This window comes from Streptomyces sp. NPDC053542, assembly GCF_044544685.1.
Lineage (GTDB): Bacteria > Actinomycetota > Actinomycetes > Streptomycetales > Streptomycetaceae > Streptomyces.
Genome location: NZ_JBITXL010000004.1, coordinates 658,618 through 675,045, shown reverse-complemented (window position 1 = coordinate 675,045; position 16,428 = coordinate 658,618). Strand labels below are relative to the sequence as shown.

Below are 16,428 nucleotides of genomic sequence, written 5' to 3'. Positions count from 1 at the left end.
CGCTGTTGGTGCCTTGCGGTAAGAAGTCGACCGGCGGGAGGCGTCGCGTGGCACGGGCGGACACGGATACGGCGGAAGAGGGCTGGGCACGGCGCCTGACGCGCACGTGCTGGCGGTACAAACAGGATGTACTGCTCGCGCTCGGCTCCTCGCTCGCCGGGATGGCCGTCATGGCACTCGTCCCGCTCGTACCGAAGCTGATCATCGACGATGTGATCGTCAAGCACGAGCGGTCCCTCGCGCCGTGGGCCACGCTGCTGATCGTCGCCGCGCTCGCCGTGTACGTACTGACGTACATCCGCCGGTTCTACGGCGGCCGGCTCGCCCTGGACGTCCAGCACGACCTGCGGACCCGGATGTACCGGTCCATCACCCGGCTGGACGGCCGGCGGCAGGACGAGCTCAGTACGGGGCAGGTCGTCGGGCGCGGCACCAGCGACCTCCAGCTCGTGCAGTCGCTGCTGTTCATGGTGCCGATGATGCTGGGCAACGTCCTGCTCTTCGTCATCTCGCTGGTGATCATGCTGGTGCTCTCGCCGCTGCTCACCGTCGTCGCCCTCGCCGTCGCCCCCGCCCTGTGGTGGATCGCCAAGCGCAGCCGCCTCCGGCTCTTCCCCGCGACCTGGTACGCGCAGGGCCAGGCGGCGGCCGTGGCGGGCGTGGTGGACGGCGCGGTCTCCGGCGTCCGCGTCGTGAAGGGCTTCGGCCAGGAGGACCAGGAGACCGGCAAGCTCCGCGAGGTCAGCCGGCGGCTCTTCGCCGGCCGGCTGCGCACCGTACGCCTCAACGCCCGCTACACCCCCGCCCTGCAGGCCGTCCCCGCCCTCGGCCAGGTCGCGATGCTCGCGCTCGGCGGCTGGATGGCCACCCGGGGCCAGGTCTCGCTGGGCACCTTCGTCGCCTTCTCCACCTACCTCGCGCAGCTCGTCGGACCGGTCCGGATGCTCGCCATGATGCTGACCGTGGGCCAGCAGGCCCGGGCCGGCGTGGAGCGGGTCTTCGAGCTGATCGACACCGAGCCGGTCATCGAGGAGCGCCCGGACGCCGTCGAACTGCCCGCCGACGCGCCCGCCACGGTCGAGTTCGACCACGTCACCTTCGGGTACGGCGACGAGCAGGGCGCTCATCCGGTCCTGACCGACTTCTCGCTGCGCATCGAGCCCGGCGAGACCGTCGCCGTCGTCGGCACCTCCGGCAGCGGCAAGTCCACCGTCTCGCTGCTGCTGCCGCGCTTCTACGACGTGAGCGCCGGGCGGGTGCTCGTCGGCGGCCGGGACGTGCGCGACCTGACCGCCGACTCGCTGCGCGGCGCCATCGGCCTGGTCCCCGAGACCAGCTTCCTCTTCTCCGACTCGATCCGGAACAACATCGCCTACGGCGCCCCGGACGCCACCGACGAGCAGATCCGCGCCGCGGCCCGCGCCGCCCAGGCCGACGGCTTCATCTCCGCGCTCCCCGACGGGTACGACACCGAGGTCGGCGAGCAGGGCCTGAGCCTGTCCGGCGGCCAGCGGCAGCGCGTGGCACTCGCCCGCGCGATCCTCACCGACCCGCGCGTGCTGGTCCTGGACGACGCGACCTCCGCGGTCGACGCCCGGGTCGAGCACGAGATCCACGAAGCGCTGCGCGGCGTGATGGCGGGCCGTACGACCCTGCTCATCGCGCACCGGGCCTCCACCCTGGCGCTGGCCGACCGGGTCGCCGTCCTGGACGGCGGCCGGCTGCTGGACATCGGTACGCGGGAGGAGCTGGAGGAGCGCTGCGAGCTGTACCGCAGGCTGCTCACCGACCCGGACGAGCTGGGCGGCGTGGAGCGGGACCCGGCGGGGAAGATCGCGACGGCCGGGGCCTTCTCCGGCGAGGCGGCGGCCACGGGGCTGCTGGAGCCGGCCGTTACGGAAGAGCCGCGTCCGCGCCGCGTCATCGACGGTGTCACGCCCGGCCTGTGGGTCCGTAAGGGCGAGGAGCCCGACGCCGCGCGGCCGCGCGAGGGCGGCGGCACCGCCTCCGCCGCCGCGCTCGCCGGCCGCCCCGGCGGCATGGCCGGCGCGCTGGCCGGCATGCCCGCGACGCCCGAGCTGCTCGAAAAGGTCGCGGCGCTGCCCCCGGCCACCGACACCCCCGACATCGACGAGGACCAGGCGGCCCGCCCCGAGAGCTCCTACGGCCTGCGCCGCCTGCTGCGCGGCTTCGGCCGCCCGCTGCTGATCGCCCTGCTGCTGGTCGCCGTGGACGCGGTCGCCGGGCTGCTGCTGCCCGTACTGATCCGGCACGGCATCGACGACGGCGTACAGCGCGCCGCGCTCAACGGCGTATGGGCCGCGTCCGCCGCCGCCCTGGTCGTCGTGCTCGCCCAGTGGGCCGCCCAGATCGGCTCGAACCGGATGACGGGGCGGACCGGCGAACGCGTCCTGTACTCCCTGCGCGTCAAGATCTTCGCCCAGCTGCAGCGCCTCGGCCTGGACTACTACGAGCGCGAGCTGACCGGCCGGATCATGACCCGGATGACCACGGACGTGGACGCGCTCTCCACCTTCCTGCAGACCGGCCTGGTCACCGCCGTCGTCTCCGTGCTCACCTTCTTCGGCATCCTCGTCGCCCTGCTGGCCATCGACGTACAGCTCGCGCTGGTCGTCTTCGCCACGCTGCCGCCGCTGATCATCGGCACGTACTTCTTCCGCAAGCAGAGCGTCAAGGCGTACGAGCTGGCGCGCGAGCGGATCAGCGTCGTCAACGGCGACCTCCAGGAGAGCGTCGCCGGGCTGCGCATCGTGCAGGCGTTCCGCCGCGAGGGCAGCGGCGTCGCGCGCTTCACCGAGCGCAGCGCCGCCTACCGGCAGGCCCGCACCCGCGGCCAGTTCCTGATCTCGGTCTACTTCCCGTTCGTGCAGCTGCTGTCCTCGGTGGCCGCGGCGCTGGTACTGATCGTGGGCGCCGACCGGGTCGCCGCCGGCACCCTCACCGCGGGCGCGCTGGTCGCGTACCTCCTCTACATCGACCTCTTCTTCGCCCCCGTCCAGCAGCTCTCCCAGGTCTTCGACGGCTACCAGCAGGCGTCCGTGTCGCTCGGCCGCATCCAGGAGCTGCTGCGCGAGCCGACCACCACCCCGGCGGCCGAGAACCCCCGCCCGGTGCGGAAGCTGGCCGGCGAGATCACCTTCGACGACGTCCACTTCCGCTACGCGACCGCCGACGGCGAGCAGGCCGAGGCCCTCTCCGGCATCGCCCTGACGATCCCCGCCGGCCAGACCGTCGCGTTCGTCGGTGAGACCGGCGCGGGCAAGTCGACGCTGGTCAAGCTGGTCGCCCGGTTCTACGACCCGACGACCGGAGCCGTCCGTGTCGACGGCACCGACCTGCGCGAACTGGACCTGACCGGCTACCGCCACCGGCTCGGCGTCGTCCCCCAGGAGTCGTACCTCTTCCCCGGCACGGTCCGCGACGCCATCGCGTACGGCCGCCCGGACGCCACCGACGCCGAAGTGGAGGCCGCGGCCCGGGCGGTGGGCGCGCACGACATGATCGCCACGCTCGACGGCGGCTACCTCCACGAGGTCGCCGAGCGCGGCCGCAACCTCTCCGCCGGCCAGCGCCAGCTCCTCGCGCTCGCCCGCGCCGAACTGGTCGACCCCGACGTGCTGCTGCTCGACGAGGCGACCGCGGCCCTCGACCTGGCCACCGAGTCCGTCGTCAACCACGCGACGGACCGGCTGGCCGGCCGCCGGACGACCCTGGTCGTCGCCCACCGCCTCACCACGGCGGCCCGCGCGGACCGGGTGGTGGTGCTGGACCACGGCCGCGTCGCCGAGGACGGCACGCACGCCGAACTCCTCGCCCGCGGCGGCCGGTACGCGGAACTGTGGCGCTCCTTCACCGGCGAGACGGCGGAGGCCAGGGTGTAGCGCCGGTGCGCCCGCCGCCTGCCCCGCCGGCCAACTCCCCGCCCGCTACCGCCGGTCGGGGGGTGGTCGGCGGGGAGCCGCCCCGATAGGTTCAGCGCGACCTTTGCGAACCCCAGGGGAGGGCGCATGCGCAAGACGCTCAGATGGCTGCTGTCACTCACCGTGCTCATAGGCACGGTCGGCGCGGGCACGGCCACGGCAGAGGCGGCCACCGCCGCCGGGCCGGCCGGTACGACCGCGGACAGCCGCGCGGAGGCGGACATCAAGGACCGCCTCCTCGCGATACCGGGAATGAGCCTCATCCAGGAGAAGCCGGTCGACGGTTACCGCTTCTTCGTCCTGAACTACACCCAGCCGGTCGACCACCGGCACCCGGGCAACGGCACCTTCCAGCAGCGCATCACCGTGCTGCACAAGTCGACGGCCCGCCCCACCGTCTTCTTCACCTCCGGCTACAACGTCAACACCGAGCCGACGCGCAGTGAGCCCACCAAGCTCATCGACGGCAACCAGGTGTCGATGGAGTACCGCTACTTCACCCCGTCCCGGCCCGAGCCCGCGGACTGGAAGAAGCTGGACATCCAGCAGGCCGCCGCCGACCAGCACCGCATCTTCAAGGCGCTGAAGGGCATCTACGCCAAGAACTGGATCGCCACCGGCGGCAGCAAGGGCGGCATGACCGCGACCTACTACCGCCGCTTCTACCCGAACGACATGAACGGCACGGTCGCGTACGTCGCGCCCAACGACGTCGTCAACGACGAGGACTCGGCCTACGACCGCTTCTTCGCCACCGTCGGCTCCCCCGAGTGCCGCAAGGACCTCGCCGCGATCGAGCGCGAGGCGCTGAAGCGCCGCGGCGAGATGGTCGACCGCTTCCAGAAGAAGGCGGCCACCGAGGGCTGGACCTTCAAGCTCGCCGGGAACGCCGACCGGGCGTACGAAATCATGGTGACCGACCTGGTCTTCGGCTTCTGGCAGTACCAGCCCGCCGCCACCGCCTGCGCCGAGGTCCCGAAGCCGACCGCGTCCACCGACGCCCTCTGGTCCTGGATGGACGAGGTCGGCGGCTTCGACAGCTACACCGACCAGGGCATGCAGCCCTACCTGCCGTACTACTACCAGGCAGGGACCCAGCTCGGTGAGCCCGGCTACCAGTACCCGAACGTCGCGGACCTGCTCCGCTACCCGGGCATCAACAACTCCCGCACCTTCGTCCCGCGCGACATCCCCATGTCCTTCGACAAGAAGGCCATGCCGGACGTGGACCGCTGGGTGCGGCACCACGCCGAGCGGATGATGTTCGTCAACGGGCAGTACGACCCGTGGAGTTCGGAACACTTCCAGGTCGGCAAGGGCGCGAAGGACTCCTACGTCTTCACCGTCCCCGGCGGCAACCACGGCTCCAACATCACCAAGCTGAAGGAGGCCGACCGCACCAAGGCCACGGCCCGCCTCCTGAAGTGGGCCGGCGTGACCCCGGCCGCGGGCGAGTCGGCCGCTCCGGCCCCGTACGACAAGAAGCTGGACAAGCAGCAGTCGCAGCGCATGCCGATGCTGCGCCCCTGACGGGCGGTCGGTAGCGGTTCGTGCCGAGCGGTGGGTCCGGGCGGTCGGCCGCCCGGGCCCACCGCCGTCTCAGGCCGTCGTGAGGCGGCGGGCGCAGCCCGTGGTGTGGTCGGGGAGGCGGAGGTACAGGGCCGTGCCGGGCGGGCAGGACGGGCGCTCGCGGACCGTCGCCGTCACCTCGTACTCGGGCCGGTGCCGCGCCTTGGCGCCGGACGCGGCACAGGGCGTCTCGCGGGCCTGGAGCCCGGCGGCGAGGTAGACGCAGTCGCCGGGCACGGTGCGCGGGCCGCCGCCCTGCCCCGGGTCACCGGGGTGCGGCGCGCGCAGGTTGCGCATGCAGGCGTACCCCTGCGGGACCGCGCCGTCGCCGTCCTCGTCGGCGTCCGGCCGGTGCTCGCTGATGTGCAGGACGAAGTCGGTACGGGCCGGGCAGAGCGGCCCCCGGGACTGCCGCCCGGAGTGCCGCGCCAGCACCCGGGCCGCGGCCGCCCCGCTCGAACAGGCCACCTCGTGGAAGGCCGCAGCCCGCCCGCGGCTGCTGCACTCGCCGCGGTCCAGGAAGACCGCGCCGTATCCCGTCGGTGACGCGCTACCGGCGCCGCGGGCCTCAGCACTGGACGACGGCCGGCACCCCGTCAGCACCAGGCCGGCCGCCAGCAGGACGCCCAGCAGCGCCCCCGCACCCCGTGCCCCGCGCACCCCCACCGTCCCCCCTGCACCCCACTTGCGCGATGCCAGTCCCTGCCGGCCCAGCGTGACCCGCCGTGACGGGCACACGCCAGACGCGAACGGCGGATTGCGCATGAGGTACGAGGGATGCGGTAGGGGGTGTGCGGTGGGTGCCGTACGGGGGGTCCGGTACGGGTGCCGGGTACGGGCGCCGGTACGGGCGGTCCGGTGGGGGCGGCCGGTACGGGCGGTCCGGTGGGGCGGCCGGTATGGGCCGGTCCGGGCGCCCGTGTGCGGTCGTCGGTACGGGCGCCCGTGTGTGGTCGGTCGGTACGGGCGCCCGCGTGCGGTCAATGCGTAGTGCGTCAGGCCGTGTCCGGTGCGGTCAGTACGTCAGGCCGTGGCCGATCGGGAAGAGTTCCGTGCCGGGTGCGTCGGCGCGCATGATCGGGACCGGCAGCTTGCCCCGCGGCTCCCGGCGGCCCGCGATCACCCGGGCGGCGGCGCGCAGTTCGACGTCGGTCCACGAGTAGCTGGCCAGCGCCGCCTTGACGCCGTCGAGCTGGGCGATGTCGTACGGGTTCCGGATCGCCAGCTGCACCACCGGCTTCCCGGACCCCAGCAGGGCCCGTACCAGCCCCCGCTGCGAGGAGCCCGCGGTGACGTTGTACGTGGCGACGACCACCGCGTCGTGGTCCGCCAGCGCCGCCACCGCCGCGTCGGTCTGCGCCTGGGTGGGCGCCGTGCCCGTGGACAGCGCGGTGGCGGTGAAGCCCAGCTCGCCGAGGGTGCGCGCGAGCACGCCGGTGGGCGGGCCGCCGGTGCCGGACGGCGCGGCCGGGTCGGCGCCGACCACCAGGACGCGGCGTGCGCTGCGCCGGGAGAGCGGCAGCAGCCCGCCCTCGTTGACCAGCAGCGTCGTGGTGCGGTCGGCGATCTTGTCGGCGGTCCTGAGATGCCGCTTCGTGCCGACCGTACGGTCCACAGCGCGCCGCGAGGTGTACGGGCCGGCGAACAGCCCGCGGCGCTCCTTCAGCACGAGGATGCGCAGCAGCTTCTCGTCGATCTCCCGCTCGCTCAGCTCCCCGTTGCCCACGGCGGTGAGCACGCCCTTGTACGCGGCCTCCAGGTCCGGCGGGTTCAGCAGCTGGTCGACGCCCGCCTTCAGGGCGAGCACCGGGACGCGGTCGTCCCCGTACTTCTTGCGCACGCCCTCCATGCCGAGCGAGTCGGTGACCACCACACCGTCGTAGCCGAGGCGCTCGCGCAGGATGCCGGTGAGGATCGGCCGGGAGAGGGTCGCCGGATCCTCGCTCTTGTCGAACGCGGGCACGACGATATGGGCCGTCATGATCGAATCTATTCCCGCCGCGATGGCCGCCTTGAAGGGCGGCGCGTCCAGGCGCTCCCACTCCTCGGCGGAGTGGTGGATGTACGGGATGCCGATGTGGCTGTCGGTGTCCGTGTCGCCGTGGCCGGGGAAGTGCTTGGCGGTCGCGGCCACGCCGGCCGCCTGATACCCCTTCACCTCGGCGGCGACGAACCGGGCCACCGCCTTGGGATCGGCGCCGAACGACCGCACGCCGATGACCGGGTTCGCGGGATTGACGTTGACGTCGGCGGTGGGCGCGTAGTCCTGGCGGATGCCCATGGCGTACAGCTCGGCGCCGGAGATCCGGCCGACCGTCTCCACGTCCTCCCGCGAGCCGCCCGCGGCCAGGGCCATCGCCCCGGGGAAGAGCGTGGCGGGCGCGCCGATCCGGGCCACTATCCCGTGTTCCTGGTCGGTGGCGATCAGCAGCGGTACGGGAACGCGCTGGGCGGCGCCCGCCTGCTGGATACCGTTCGAGAGCTCGGCGATCTGCTGCGGGTTGCGCGTGTTGTGCGCCCAGGAGAAGTAGATGATGCCGCCGACGTGGTACTTCGCGATCAGCTCGGCGGCGTTCGCCACGCCGATCTCCTTGCGGTTGGCCTCGACGTCGGCGGGGTCGGGCGCGGTGGCGGAGTGCCCGTACACCCGCATCACGAAGAGCTGCCCGACCTTCTCCTCGAGACTCATCCGGGCGATGAGCGCCCGCAACCGCTCCCGCACGTCCCGCGCCGGCCCGGCGGGCGCGGCATACGCGGTACCGCCGGTGGCCACCGCCGTCGCCGCCGCAGCCGCCGCGGTCAACAGGGCACGTCTGGAACGACCAACAGGCTCAGCAGGCTCAGGAACGGACCGATCCGGCGCAGGAACGGACCGACCGGGCGCAGGAAGGGAACCATCGGGCGCAGGAACGGAACGACCGGCGGGTCTGGGGAGATCGGCAGGCCCGGATCCATCGATGTCTCTGGGGCGATCGGCAGGGCTGGGGCGGGCGGCGGGGCTGGGGCGAGAGGCGGGGCTGGGGCGAGCGGTACGTCTGGAGTGCATGTGCGCTCCTTCCGGAGGGCTCCTCGGAGGCTTCCTCGGCGACTTACTCAGACTTCCTCGACGACTTCTTCGGCGACTGCTTCGACGACTTGCTGGGTGACTTCCGCAACGACTTCTTCGGTGACTCCTCGGCGACTTCCTCGGCGCCGGTGGCACCACACGGCCGGGGCGCGGCACGGACCGCTCCCACCCGCCCAGTCCCAGGCATATAGGCGTATTGAAGGAAACTGCCAAGGAGACACGGATATCCGGAAAACAATTGCCGGTCAATGCCCCGGCACCAACCGGGTGATCACACGACCGGAGGCACGGGGTCGGGCCTCGGGGTCGGGCCTCGGGGTGGGGCCTCGGGGTGGGGCCTCGGGGTGGGGCCTCGGGGTGGGGCCTCGGAGTGGTCCGGGTGGTCCACCGTGTGCCAGTAGTACCAATCCGTACCAATCTTGGAGGGCGGGGCGGTTCCGGGGAACCCAGCGCGTTGCCGGTCCGTCACAACGACGTACTGCCGGTGAGTCTCCGCAAAGCGGTGTCGGCCTCGCTGCTGGCTGCGTCGCTGACCACCCTCTCCACCGCCTGCGGCCGGCAGCACACCGCCACCGGCGCACCCCCCTCCTCACGCGCCGGTGGCGGATCTCCTCCCGGCCCGCCCGCCGTGCGGCCCGGCCGCCGTTCGGGGCAGCCTCCGCTTCACGCCCGCCTCCGCTTCACGCCCGCCTTCGCTTCGCGTCTGCCGCCGCGTCGCTACGCCTGCCTCCGCGTCGCTACCGTCGCTACGCCCGCCTCACGCTCGCCGTCGCATCGCCACGCCCGCCCCCTCTTCCTCTCTTCCTCTCTTCCTCACTTCTTCAAATCGGTCAGCAGCTGCTCCAGATGTTCTCGGCCGGGGCGGAGGAGGCCGGGCAGCGCCGGGGCCTCCCGGTACCACCGCTTCTCGTACTCCCAGCACAGCCAGCCGTCCCAGCCGTCCCCGACGAGCGCCCCGAGGCACCCGGCCAGGGGGAGCACCCCGGCGCCGAGCGGCAGCGGCGTCCTGTCCTCGGCCGAGGCCACGTCCTTGACCTGGACATAGCCCAGATGGGGAGCGAGCACGGCCTGCGTGGCGGCCGGGTCCTCACCGCCGAGCCAGGTGTGCAGCACGTCCCACAGCGCCCCGACCGACCCGTGCCCCACCGGACCGACCGCGCGCGCCGCCGCGGCCCCCGTACGGTGCGAGTCGTGCGTCTCCAGCAGGACGGTCACGCCCCGGTCCGCGGCGAGCGGCGCGATGGCGCCGAGCCGGCGGGCGGCGTCCGCGTCGGCCTCCGCGGCCGGCCGGTCGCCCGCCCCGGGGAACACCCGTACGTACGAGGCGCCCACGTCCGCCGCGAGACCCACCAGCCCCGCCAACTCGTCCGCGAGCGCCGCCTCGCCCGCCGCGTCCTGAGCCTCGGCGACCTTCGCGTACCCCGCGATGGTGAGGATCTCCACCCCGGCGTCCGCGAACTCCCGGGCGACCTCGGAACGTTCCCCGGGACCGAGGCCCGTGTGCACCGGTTCCTCCGGATGGGCGCGCAGCTCCACCCCGTGGTACCCGGCACCGGCGGCGAGCCCGGCCACATCGCGCACCGGCATACCGGGCACGCCCAGCGTCGAGAAGGCGAATCGCATAGCCCTACAGCCCTACCTTTCGCAGCCCTTCACGAAGAACCTCACACCGACCCCACCACACCCGCAGCCAGGCCCGCAGTCCCAACCCACGGCTCTCAGCCACAGCCATGGCCCGCAGTCTCAGCCCACAGCTCTCAGCCACAGCCATGCGCGGGGCCCAGACGGGCGACTCACCGGCCCAGCCATGGCCTGCGGTCCCAACCGGCGACTCACCGGCCGGGCCATGGCCTACGGTCTCAACCGACGACTCACCGACCCAGCCACGACTCACCGGCCCGGCAGGGACCACGGCCCAACCACGGCCCACGGCTGCCCAGCCACGGCCCACGGTCTCAGCCGTGACCCACGGTCTTAGCCACGGCCCACAGTCTCAGTCGACGACTGCCCGCCGCAGCCAAGGCTCACAGCCCCGGCCCTCCGGTTCACCGCCTCGGCCGACGACTCACAGCCGCAGTCGCCAGTCCTGCCCGACCAGGTCCTGGCCGAAACTGTGGTGCGGCCGCTCGGCGACCAGCTCGAAACCGGCCCGCTCGTAGATCCGCCGGGCGGACGTCAGGACGCTGTTCGTCCACAGCACCATCTCCTCGTACCCGGCGTCCCGGGCGAAGTCCGTGCAGGCCGCCACCAGCCGCCCGCCGATGCCATGACCGCGCGCCTCCGGCTCCACGAGCAGCAGCCGCAGCCGAGCCCTGCGTATCCGCCCCGGACCGCACCGCCCACCTTCGCCCCCGCTTCCGTCCCGGCCCCCGGGGGCCGCCTCGCCCCCGTCCCCGCGTTCCGTCTTGGCCCCGCTACCGTCCCCACGCCCGCGCGCGCTCCCGGTCTCGCCATCTGCCTGCGCGTCCTCGTCCGCCTCGTCCCGGACGCACATCACCTGGCCCGCCGGTTTGCCGTTCAGCTCGGCGATCCAGGCGCGGTCCCAGCGCGGGTCGAAGTGGTCGGCGAACTCGGCGACGATGTGGGCCACCAGCGCTTCGTAGGAGAGGTCGAAGCCGTACTCGCGGGCGTAGAGCTCGGCGTTGCGCTGCACCATCCAGCCGAGGTCACCGGGGCGCGTGGTCCGCAGGGTCACCCGGTCCGACGCCGGCCCGGAACGAGCGCCGGACGCGGGTTCCGGGCCGGCGCCCGGCGGGTCGGTATCCAAGGGGCCGGCGTCGCCGAGCAGCTCGCGGATGGTCGCCATGGACTCCACCAGCCGGGCGCGGTCCGGTCCGGGCAGCCGCTCCAGGAGCCGGCCGGCGCTGTCCTGCGACCGCTCCTCCAGGGTGGACGCCGTCTCCCGGCCGCGCGGGGTGAGCGTGATGCGCCGGCGCCGCGAGTCCTGTTCCGAACGGCCGGTGGTGATCAGCTCGCGCTCCTCGAACTTCCCGAGCAGCCGGCTGAGATACCCCGCGTCCAGGGAGAGCGTGACCCGCAGGTCCGCGGCGTCCACCTGACCAGGGGTGTTGGCGAGCTCGTACAACAGCCGGGCCTCGGTGAGCGTGTACGGAGTGTAGAGATGGCGGCCGTAGTCGAGAGCGCCGATGAAGTTGGTGTAGAAGCGGTTGAAGCGGCGGAATTCCTGGACGGTCACGGCGTCCCCCAAAACCTTGACTGAGTCAAGAATAGGGCGGAGCCGTCGACTTGCGTATCACCAATTCGGATGAAAGCAGCGTCACGCCGTCCGCCGGCGCCGGCTCCCGCCCCATCGCCAGCCGGCCGGCCCGCGCTCCGGCCTCGGCCAGCGGCAGCCGGACGGTCGTCAGCGCCGGCACCGCGTCCATGCTGAAGGGCAGGTCGTCGAAGCCGGCGACCGAGACGTCCTCGGGGACCCGCAGCCCGTGCTCGCGCAGCGCGGCACAGACGCCGAGCGCGACCGTGTCATTGCCCGCGACGACGGCGGTCAGCTCCTCGTCCCGCCGGAGGAGTTCGTGGGCCGCCGCGTAGCCGGAGGCCCGGTCGTAGGCGCCGTGGACCGTGCGGCCGGGCACGTCCGCGATGCCGTGCGCCGCGAGGGCGGCGCGGTGCCCCTCCAGCCGGTGCCGGGTGGTGGTGAGCCCCTCGGGCCCCGCGACGCATCCGATGCGGCGGTGGCCGAGGGCGACCAGGTGCTCGGTCAGCGACCGCGCGCCGCCCCGGTTGTCGAACGCGACGGTCAGCGGAGCAGGTCCCGTATCGGCAGCGGAAGCCGAGGAAGCCGCCGCGGAGGAAGCCCCCGCGGCCCGGCCACGCGCCACCGGCGCTGCCGTCGAGCCCCCGTCGCCAGCCGGCGCCCCCGCCGGCAGCGGCGGGCGGCCGCACAGCACCACTTGGGTCCCCGCCGCGGCCAGCCGCGCCACGCGGGCCGCCAACGCCGCCGTATGCGCGGGGTCCTCGGTCGCGCCACCGGTCAGCACCACGGCGCCGGCCCGCTGGCGGTGCAGCAGCGTGAGGTACGTCAGCTCGCGCTCCGGGGAGCCGCCGGTGTTGCAGACCACGGCGAGCTTCTCGCCGGCGGGGGTGCCGTCGCCGCTCATCTCCGACTGCACCGCGCTCGCGAGTATCCCGAAGAACGGGTCGGCGACGTCGTTGACGAGGATGCCGACCAGATCGGAGGTGGCCGCGGCGAGCGCGCTGGCAGGTCCGTTCGCGACGTACTCCAGTTCCGCGACCGCCCGCAGCACCCGGTCGCGGGTGGCCTCGGCCACCGGATAGTTGCTGTTCAGCACGCGTGAGACGGTCGCTGCCGAGACCCCCGCCCGCGCGGCGACGTCCGCCAGTGTCACGGTCATAACGCTCCCCGTCCCCCTTCCTGCGGCGCCACGTACGGCGTCGCCCCTCTTGTGGCGCCTCGCGTCGCAGGCTAGCTTCTCTCGCGATGGAAAGCGCTTTCTACGCGTGACCGAGTGAGCAACTCCGGGCGCTGGGCACCGCGCGCCCTTCGCCGGCGCTTTCCGCGCGCTTGTCCGTTCGCGGACCACGTGGGCCGCGACCGGTACCACCGGTTGATGTGAGGGGTCGGGTTGTGACACGCAAGACCGTACGGATCGCCATGAACGGCGTGACCGGGCGCATGGGCTACCGCCAGCACCTGCTCCGCTCGATCCTCGCCCTGCGCGACCAGGGCGGCCTGGACGTGGGCGGGGGCACGGTGATCTGGCCCGAACCGGTCCTGGTCGGCCGCGCGGAGCACAAGCTCGCGGCCATGGCCGACCGGCACGGCCTCACGGAGTGGTCCACCGACCTGGACGCGGTACTGGCCGACGACAGCATCGACATCTACTTCGACGCGCAGGTCACCGCGGCCCGCGAGGAGGCCGTCAAGAAGGCGATCGCCGCGGGTAAGCACCTCTACGTGGAGAAGCCCACCGCCACCGGGCTCGCCGGTGCGCTCGAACTGGCGCGCCTTGCCCGCGCCGCCGGCATCAAGCACGGCGTCGTCCAGGACAAGATCTTCCTGCCGGGCCTGCTGAAGCTGAAGCGGCTCATCGAGGGCGGCTTCTTCGGGCGCATCCTGTCCATACGGGGCGAGTTCGGCTACTGGGTCTTCGAGGGGGACTGGCAGGAGGCGCAGCGCCCGTCGTGGAACTACCGGGCCGAGGACGGCGGCGGCATCGCGACGGACATGTTCCCGCACTGGGAGTACGTACTGCACGAGCTGTTCGGGCCGGTACGCACCGTCCAGGCGCAGCTGGCCACCCACATCCCGCGCCGCTGGGACGAGGCCGGGAAGCCGTACGAGGCGACCGCCGACGACGCCGCGTACGGGATCTTCGAGCTCGAGGGCGGCGCCGTCGCGCAGATCAACTCCTCCTGGGCGGTGCGCGTCAACCGGGACGAGCTGGTGGAGTTCCAGGTGGACGGCACGGAGGGATCGGCCGTCGCGGGCCTGCGCCGCTGTCGTGTCCAGCACCGTTCCGCGACCCCCAAGCCGGTCTGGAACCCGGACCTGCCGGCCACGGAGGACTTCAGGGCGCAGTGGCAGGAGGTGCCCGACAACGAGGAGTTCGACAACGGCTTCAAGGAACAGTGGTCGCTGTTCCTGCGCCACGTGGTGCTCGACGAGCCGTGGCGGTGGGACCTCCTGGCGGGTGCTCGCGGCGTACACCTTGCCGAACTGGGCATCCGCTCGGCGCAAGAAGGGCGCCGCCTGGACGTACCGGAGCTGAGCCTGTGAGCGCCGCATCGGAAACCCCGCCCGCCGCTTCCGGAACCTCGTTTGCGAGCGCCGCGCCGGAAGCAACGCCGGGCAGCGCCGCACCCGTAGGCGCAGCGGTCCCCTTCTCCTCCCGTACCGTCTTCGCCGCCGCGCACGTCGTCGCCGACCCGTATGCCGACACCGCCCCCGACGGCCCCGCCGTACTGGACTGGGACGCCACCCTCGCCTTCCGGCGCCACCTCTGGTCGCACGGCCTGGGCGTCGCCGAGGCCATGGACACCGCGCAGCGCGGCATGGGCCTGGACTGGCCGACCGCCGCCGAGCTGATCCGGCGATCGGCCGCCGAGGCCAGGACGGTGGGCGGCCGGATCGCCTGCGGGGTCGGCACCGACCAGCTCCCGCCCGGTCAGGCGGGGCTGCCGGAGGTGCGCGCCGCCTACGAGGAGCAGCTCGCCCTCGTGGAGGAGGCCGGCGGGCAGCCGATCCTGATGGCGTCGCGGCAGCTGGCGGCGGTCGCGGCCGGGCCCGAGGCGTACGCGGAGGTGTACGGCCACCTGCTCCGGCAGAGCAGCGAGCCGGTCATCCTGCACTGGCTCGGCCCGATGTTCGACCCGGCGCTGGAGGGCTACTGGGGCAGCGACGGGCTCGACGCGGCCACCGAGACGTTCCTGCAGATCATCGCCGAGCACCCGGGCAAGGTCGACGGTGTGAAGGTCTCGCTGCTCGACGCGGACCGAGAGGTGGCGCTGCGCCGCCGGCTGCCGAACGCGGTGCGTTGCTACACGGGCGACGACTTCCACTACCCCGAACTGATCGCGGGCGACCAACGCGGCTTCAGCCACGCCCTGCTGGGCGTCTTCGACCCGCTCGCACCGCTGGCCGCCGCGGCCGTGCGCCTGCTGGACGCCGGGAACACCGCCGCGTTCCACAAGGTCCTGGACCCCACTGTGGAGCTGGCCCGACACCTCTTCGAAGCGCCGACCCGCTACTACAAGACCGGCGTCGTCTTCCTGGCCTGGCTCTCGGGTCATCAGGCGCACTTCACTATGGCCGGCGGCCTGCAGTCGGCCCGCTCGCTGCGGCACCTGCGCCGGGCGTACGAACTGGCGGGCGGGCTCGGCCTGTTCCCCGACCCCGAGCTGGCCCGGCACCGTATGGCGAAGCTGACCGCCGTACTGGGAGGAGACGCATGACCGGCCGCGCTACGAAGGACGACCTCGCGCGCCTCAGCCTCAACCAGGAGACGGTCAAGCAGTGGTCGCTGCCCGAGCTGGCGGACGGCTGCGCGGCGGCCGGGCTGCGCCACGTGGGCCTGTGGCGCGAGCCCGTACAGAAGTACGGCGTCGACGCGGCCGCCAAGCTCATGCGGGAAGCGGGGCTGACCGTCACCAGCCTGTGCCGCGGCGGCTTCTTCACCGCGTCCGACCCCCAGAAGCGCGCCGCCGCGCTCGACGACAACCGGGCGGCGCTCGACGAGGCCGCGGCCCTCGGTACGGACACGCTCGTCCTGGTATCCGGCGGGCTGCCGCCCGGCAGCCGGGACCTGCACGGGGCGCGGGAGCGGGTGGCCGAGGCGCTGGCCGAGCTGGGGCCGTACGCCGCCGAGCGGGGCGTGCGGCTGGCGATCGAGCCGCTGCACCCGATGTACGCGTCGGACCGCTGCGTCGTCTCCACGCTCGCCCAGGCGCTGGACCTCGCCGAGCGGTTCCCCGCTGAGCAGGTGGGGGTGGTCGTGGACACGTACCACCTGTGGTGGGACGACACGGTCGGGGAGGGGATCGAACGGGCGGGGCGCGGCGGGCGGCTGGCGGCGTTCCAGCTCGCCGACTGGGTGACCCCGCTGCCCGAAGGGGTACTGCTCGGCCGCGGGCAGCTCGGGGACGGGGCGGTGGACCTGCGGTGGTTCCGCGAACGGACCGAAGCGGCGGGGCACGACGGGCCCATCGAGGTCGAGATCTTCAACCCGGGCCTGTGGGAGCGGGACGGGGCCGAGGTACTGGCCGAGGTGATCGCCCGTTACCGGAAGCACGTACTGCGCGCAGAGTGACGGGGCGCGCAAGCGAATTCGCGGCCCGGCTGAACGCGCCGCGTGCGCCGTGCGTACGGGCGCG

The 16,428-nt window shown here is 73.1% G+C and carries 10 protein-coding genes; 5 read left to right on the top strand and 5 right to left on the bottom strand.

Going from position 1 to position 16,428, the window contains the following annotated elements; genetic code table 11:
- The first annotated feature begins 47 nt into the window (after window positions 1-47).
- Together ACIGXO_RS14610 and ACIGXO_RS14605 are read left to right on the top strand one after the other, a co-directional pair.
- Window positions 48-3,902: an ABC transporter ATP-binding protein gene (locus ACIGXO_RS14610; protein WP_399785411.1), complete on the top strand. Its 3,855-nt coding sequence runs from the start codon at window positions 48-50 to the stop codon at window positions 3,900-3,902.
- Window positions 3,903-4,028: 126 nt separating this feature from the next.
- Window positions 4,029-5,471, top strand: coding sequence for a S28 family serine protease (locus tag ACIGXO_RS14605; RefSeq protein WP_399785408.1), 1,443 nt, complete (start codon window positions 4,029-4,031; stop codon window positions 5,469-5,471).
- A gap of 69 nt (window positions 5,472-5,540) precedes the next feature.
- Here ACIGXO_RS14605 and ACIGXO_RS14600 read toward each other — a convergent pair whose 3' ends face one another.
- The 5 genes from ACIGXO_RS14600 to ACIGXO_RS14580 form a co-directional block, all read right to left on the bottom strand.
- Window positions 5,541-6,170, bottom strand: a complete 630-nt coding sequence (locus ACIGXO_RS14600) for a hypothetical protein (protein ID WP_399785405.1) — start codon at window positions 6,168-6,170, stop codon at window positions 5,541-5,543.
- 355 nt (window positions 6,171-6,525) lie between these two features.
- Entirely contained in the window at window positions 6,526-8,313 is a 1,788-nt protein-coding gene (locus ACIGXO_RS14595; RefSeq protein WP_399785402.1) for a glycoside hydrolase family 3 protein, read from the bottom strand.
- A gap of 1,077 nt (window positions 8,314-9,390) precedes the next feature.
- Window positions 9,391-10,200 (bottom strand): sugar phosphate isomerase/epimerase family protein, encoded by an 810-nt coding sequence (locus ACIGXO_RS14590; RefSeq protein WP_399785399.1) that lies wholly within the window; start codon window positions 10,198-10,200, stop codon window positions 9,391-9,393.
- Between the two features lie 442 nt (window positions 10,201-10,642).
- Window positions 10,643-11,773 (bottom strand): GNAT family N-acetyltransferase, encoded by a 1,131-nt coding sequence (locus tag ACIGXO_RS14585; RefSeq protein WP_399785396.1) that lies wholly within the window; start codon window positions 11,771-11,773, stop codon window positions 10,643-10,645.
- A 25-nt stretch (window positions 11,774-11,798) separates the two neighbouring features.
- The gene (locus ACIGXO_RS14580) at window positions 11,799-12,950 is read right to left on the bottom strand and encodes a LacI family DNA-binding transcriptional regulator (RefSeq protein WP_399785393.1); all 1,152 of its coding nucleotides are present in this window, start codon (window positions 12,948-12,950) and stop codon (window positions 11,799-11,801) included.
- A gap of 233 nt (window positions 12,951-13,183) precedes the next feature.
- Between ACIGXO_RS14580 and ACIGXO_RS14575 the strand changes: the two genes are divergently transcribed.
- From ACIGXO_RS14575 to ACIGXO_RS14565, 3 genes are read left to right on the top strand one after another with little or no spacing between them, the layout of a single operon-like run.
- Window positions 13,184-14,335, top strand: coding sequence for a Gfo/Idh/MocA family protein (locus ACIGXO_RS14575; protein ID WP_399785390.1), 1,152 nt, complete (start codon window positions 13,184-13,186; stop codon window positions 14,333-14,335).
- Window positions 14,332-15,510 (top strand): dihydrodipicolinate synthase family protein, encoded by a 1,179-nt coding sequence (locus ACIGXO_RS14570; RefSeq protein WP_399785387.1) that lies wholly within the window; start codon window positions 14,332-14,334, stop codon window positions 15,508-15,510. Before ACIGXO_RS14575 ends, ACIGXO_RS14570 begins: the two co-directional genes overlap by 4 nt.
- Window positions 15,507-16,364, top strand: a complete 858-nt coding sequence (locus ACIGXO_RS14565; protein ID WP_399785384.1) for a sugar phosphate isomerase/epimerase family protein — start codon at window positions 15,507-15,509, stop codon at window positions 16,362-16,364. Before ACIGXO_RS14570 ends, ACIGXO_RS14565 begins: the two co-directional genes overlap by 4 nt.
- Window positions 16,365-16,428: the final 64 nt, after the last annotated feature.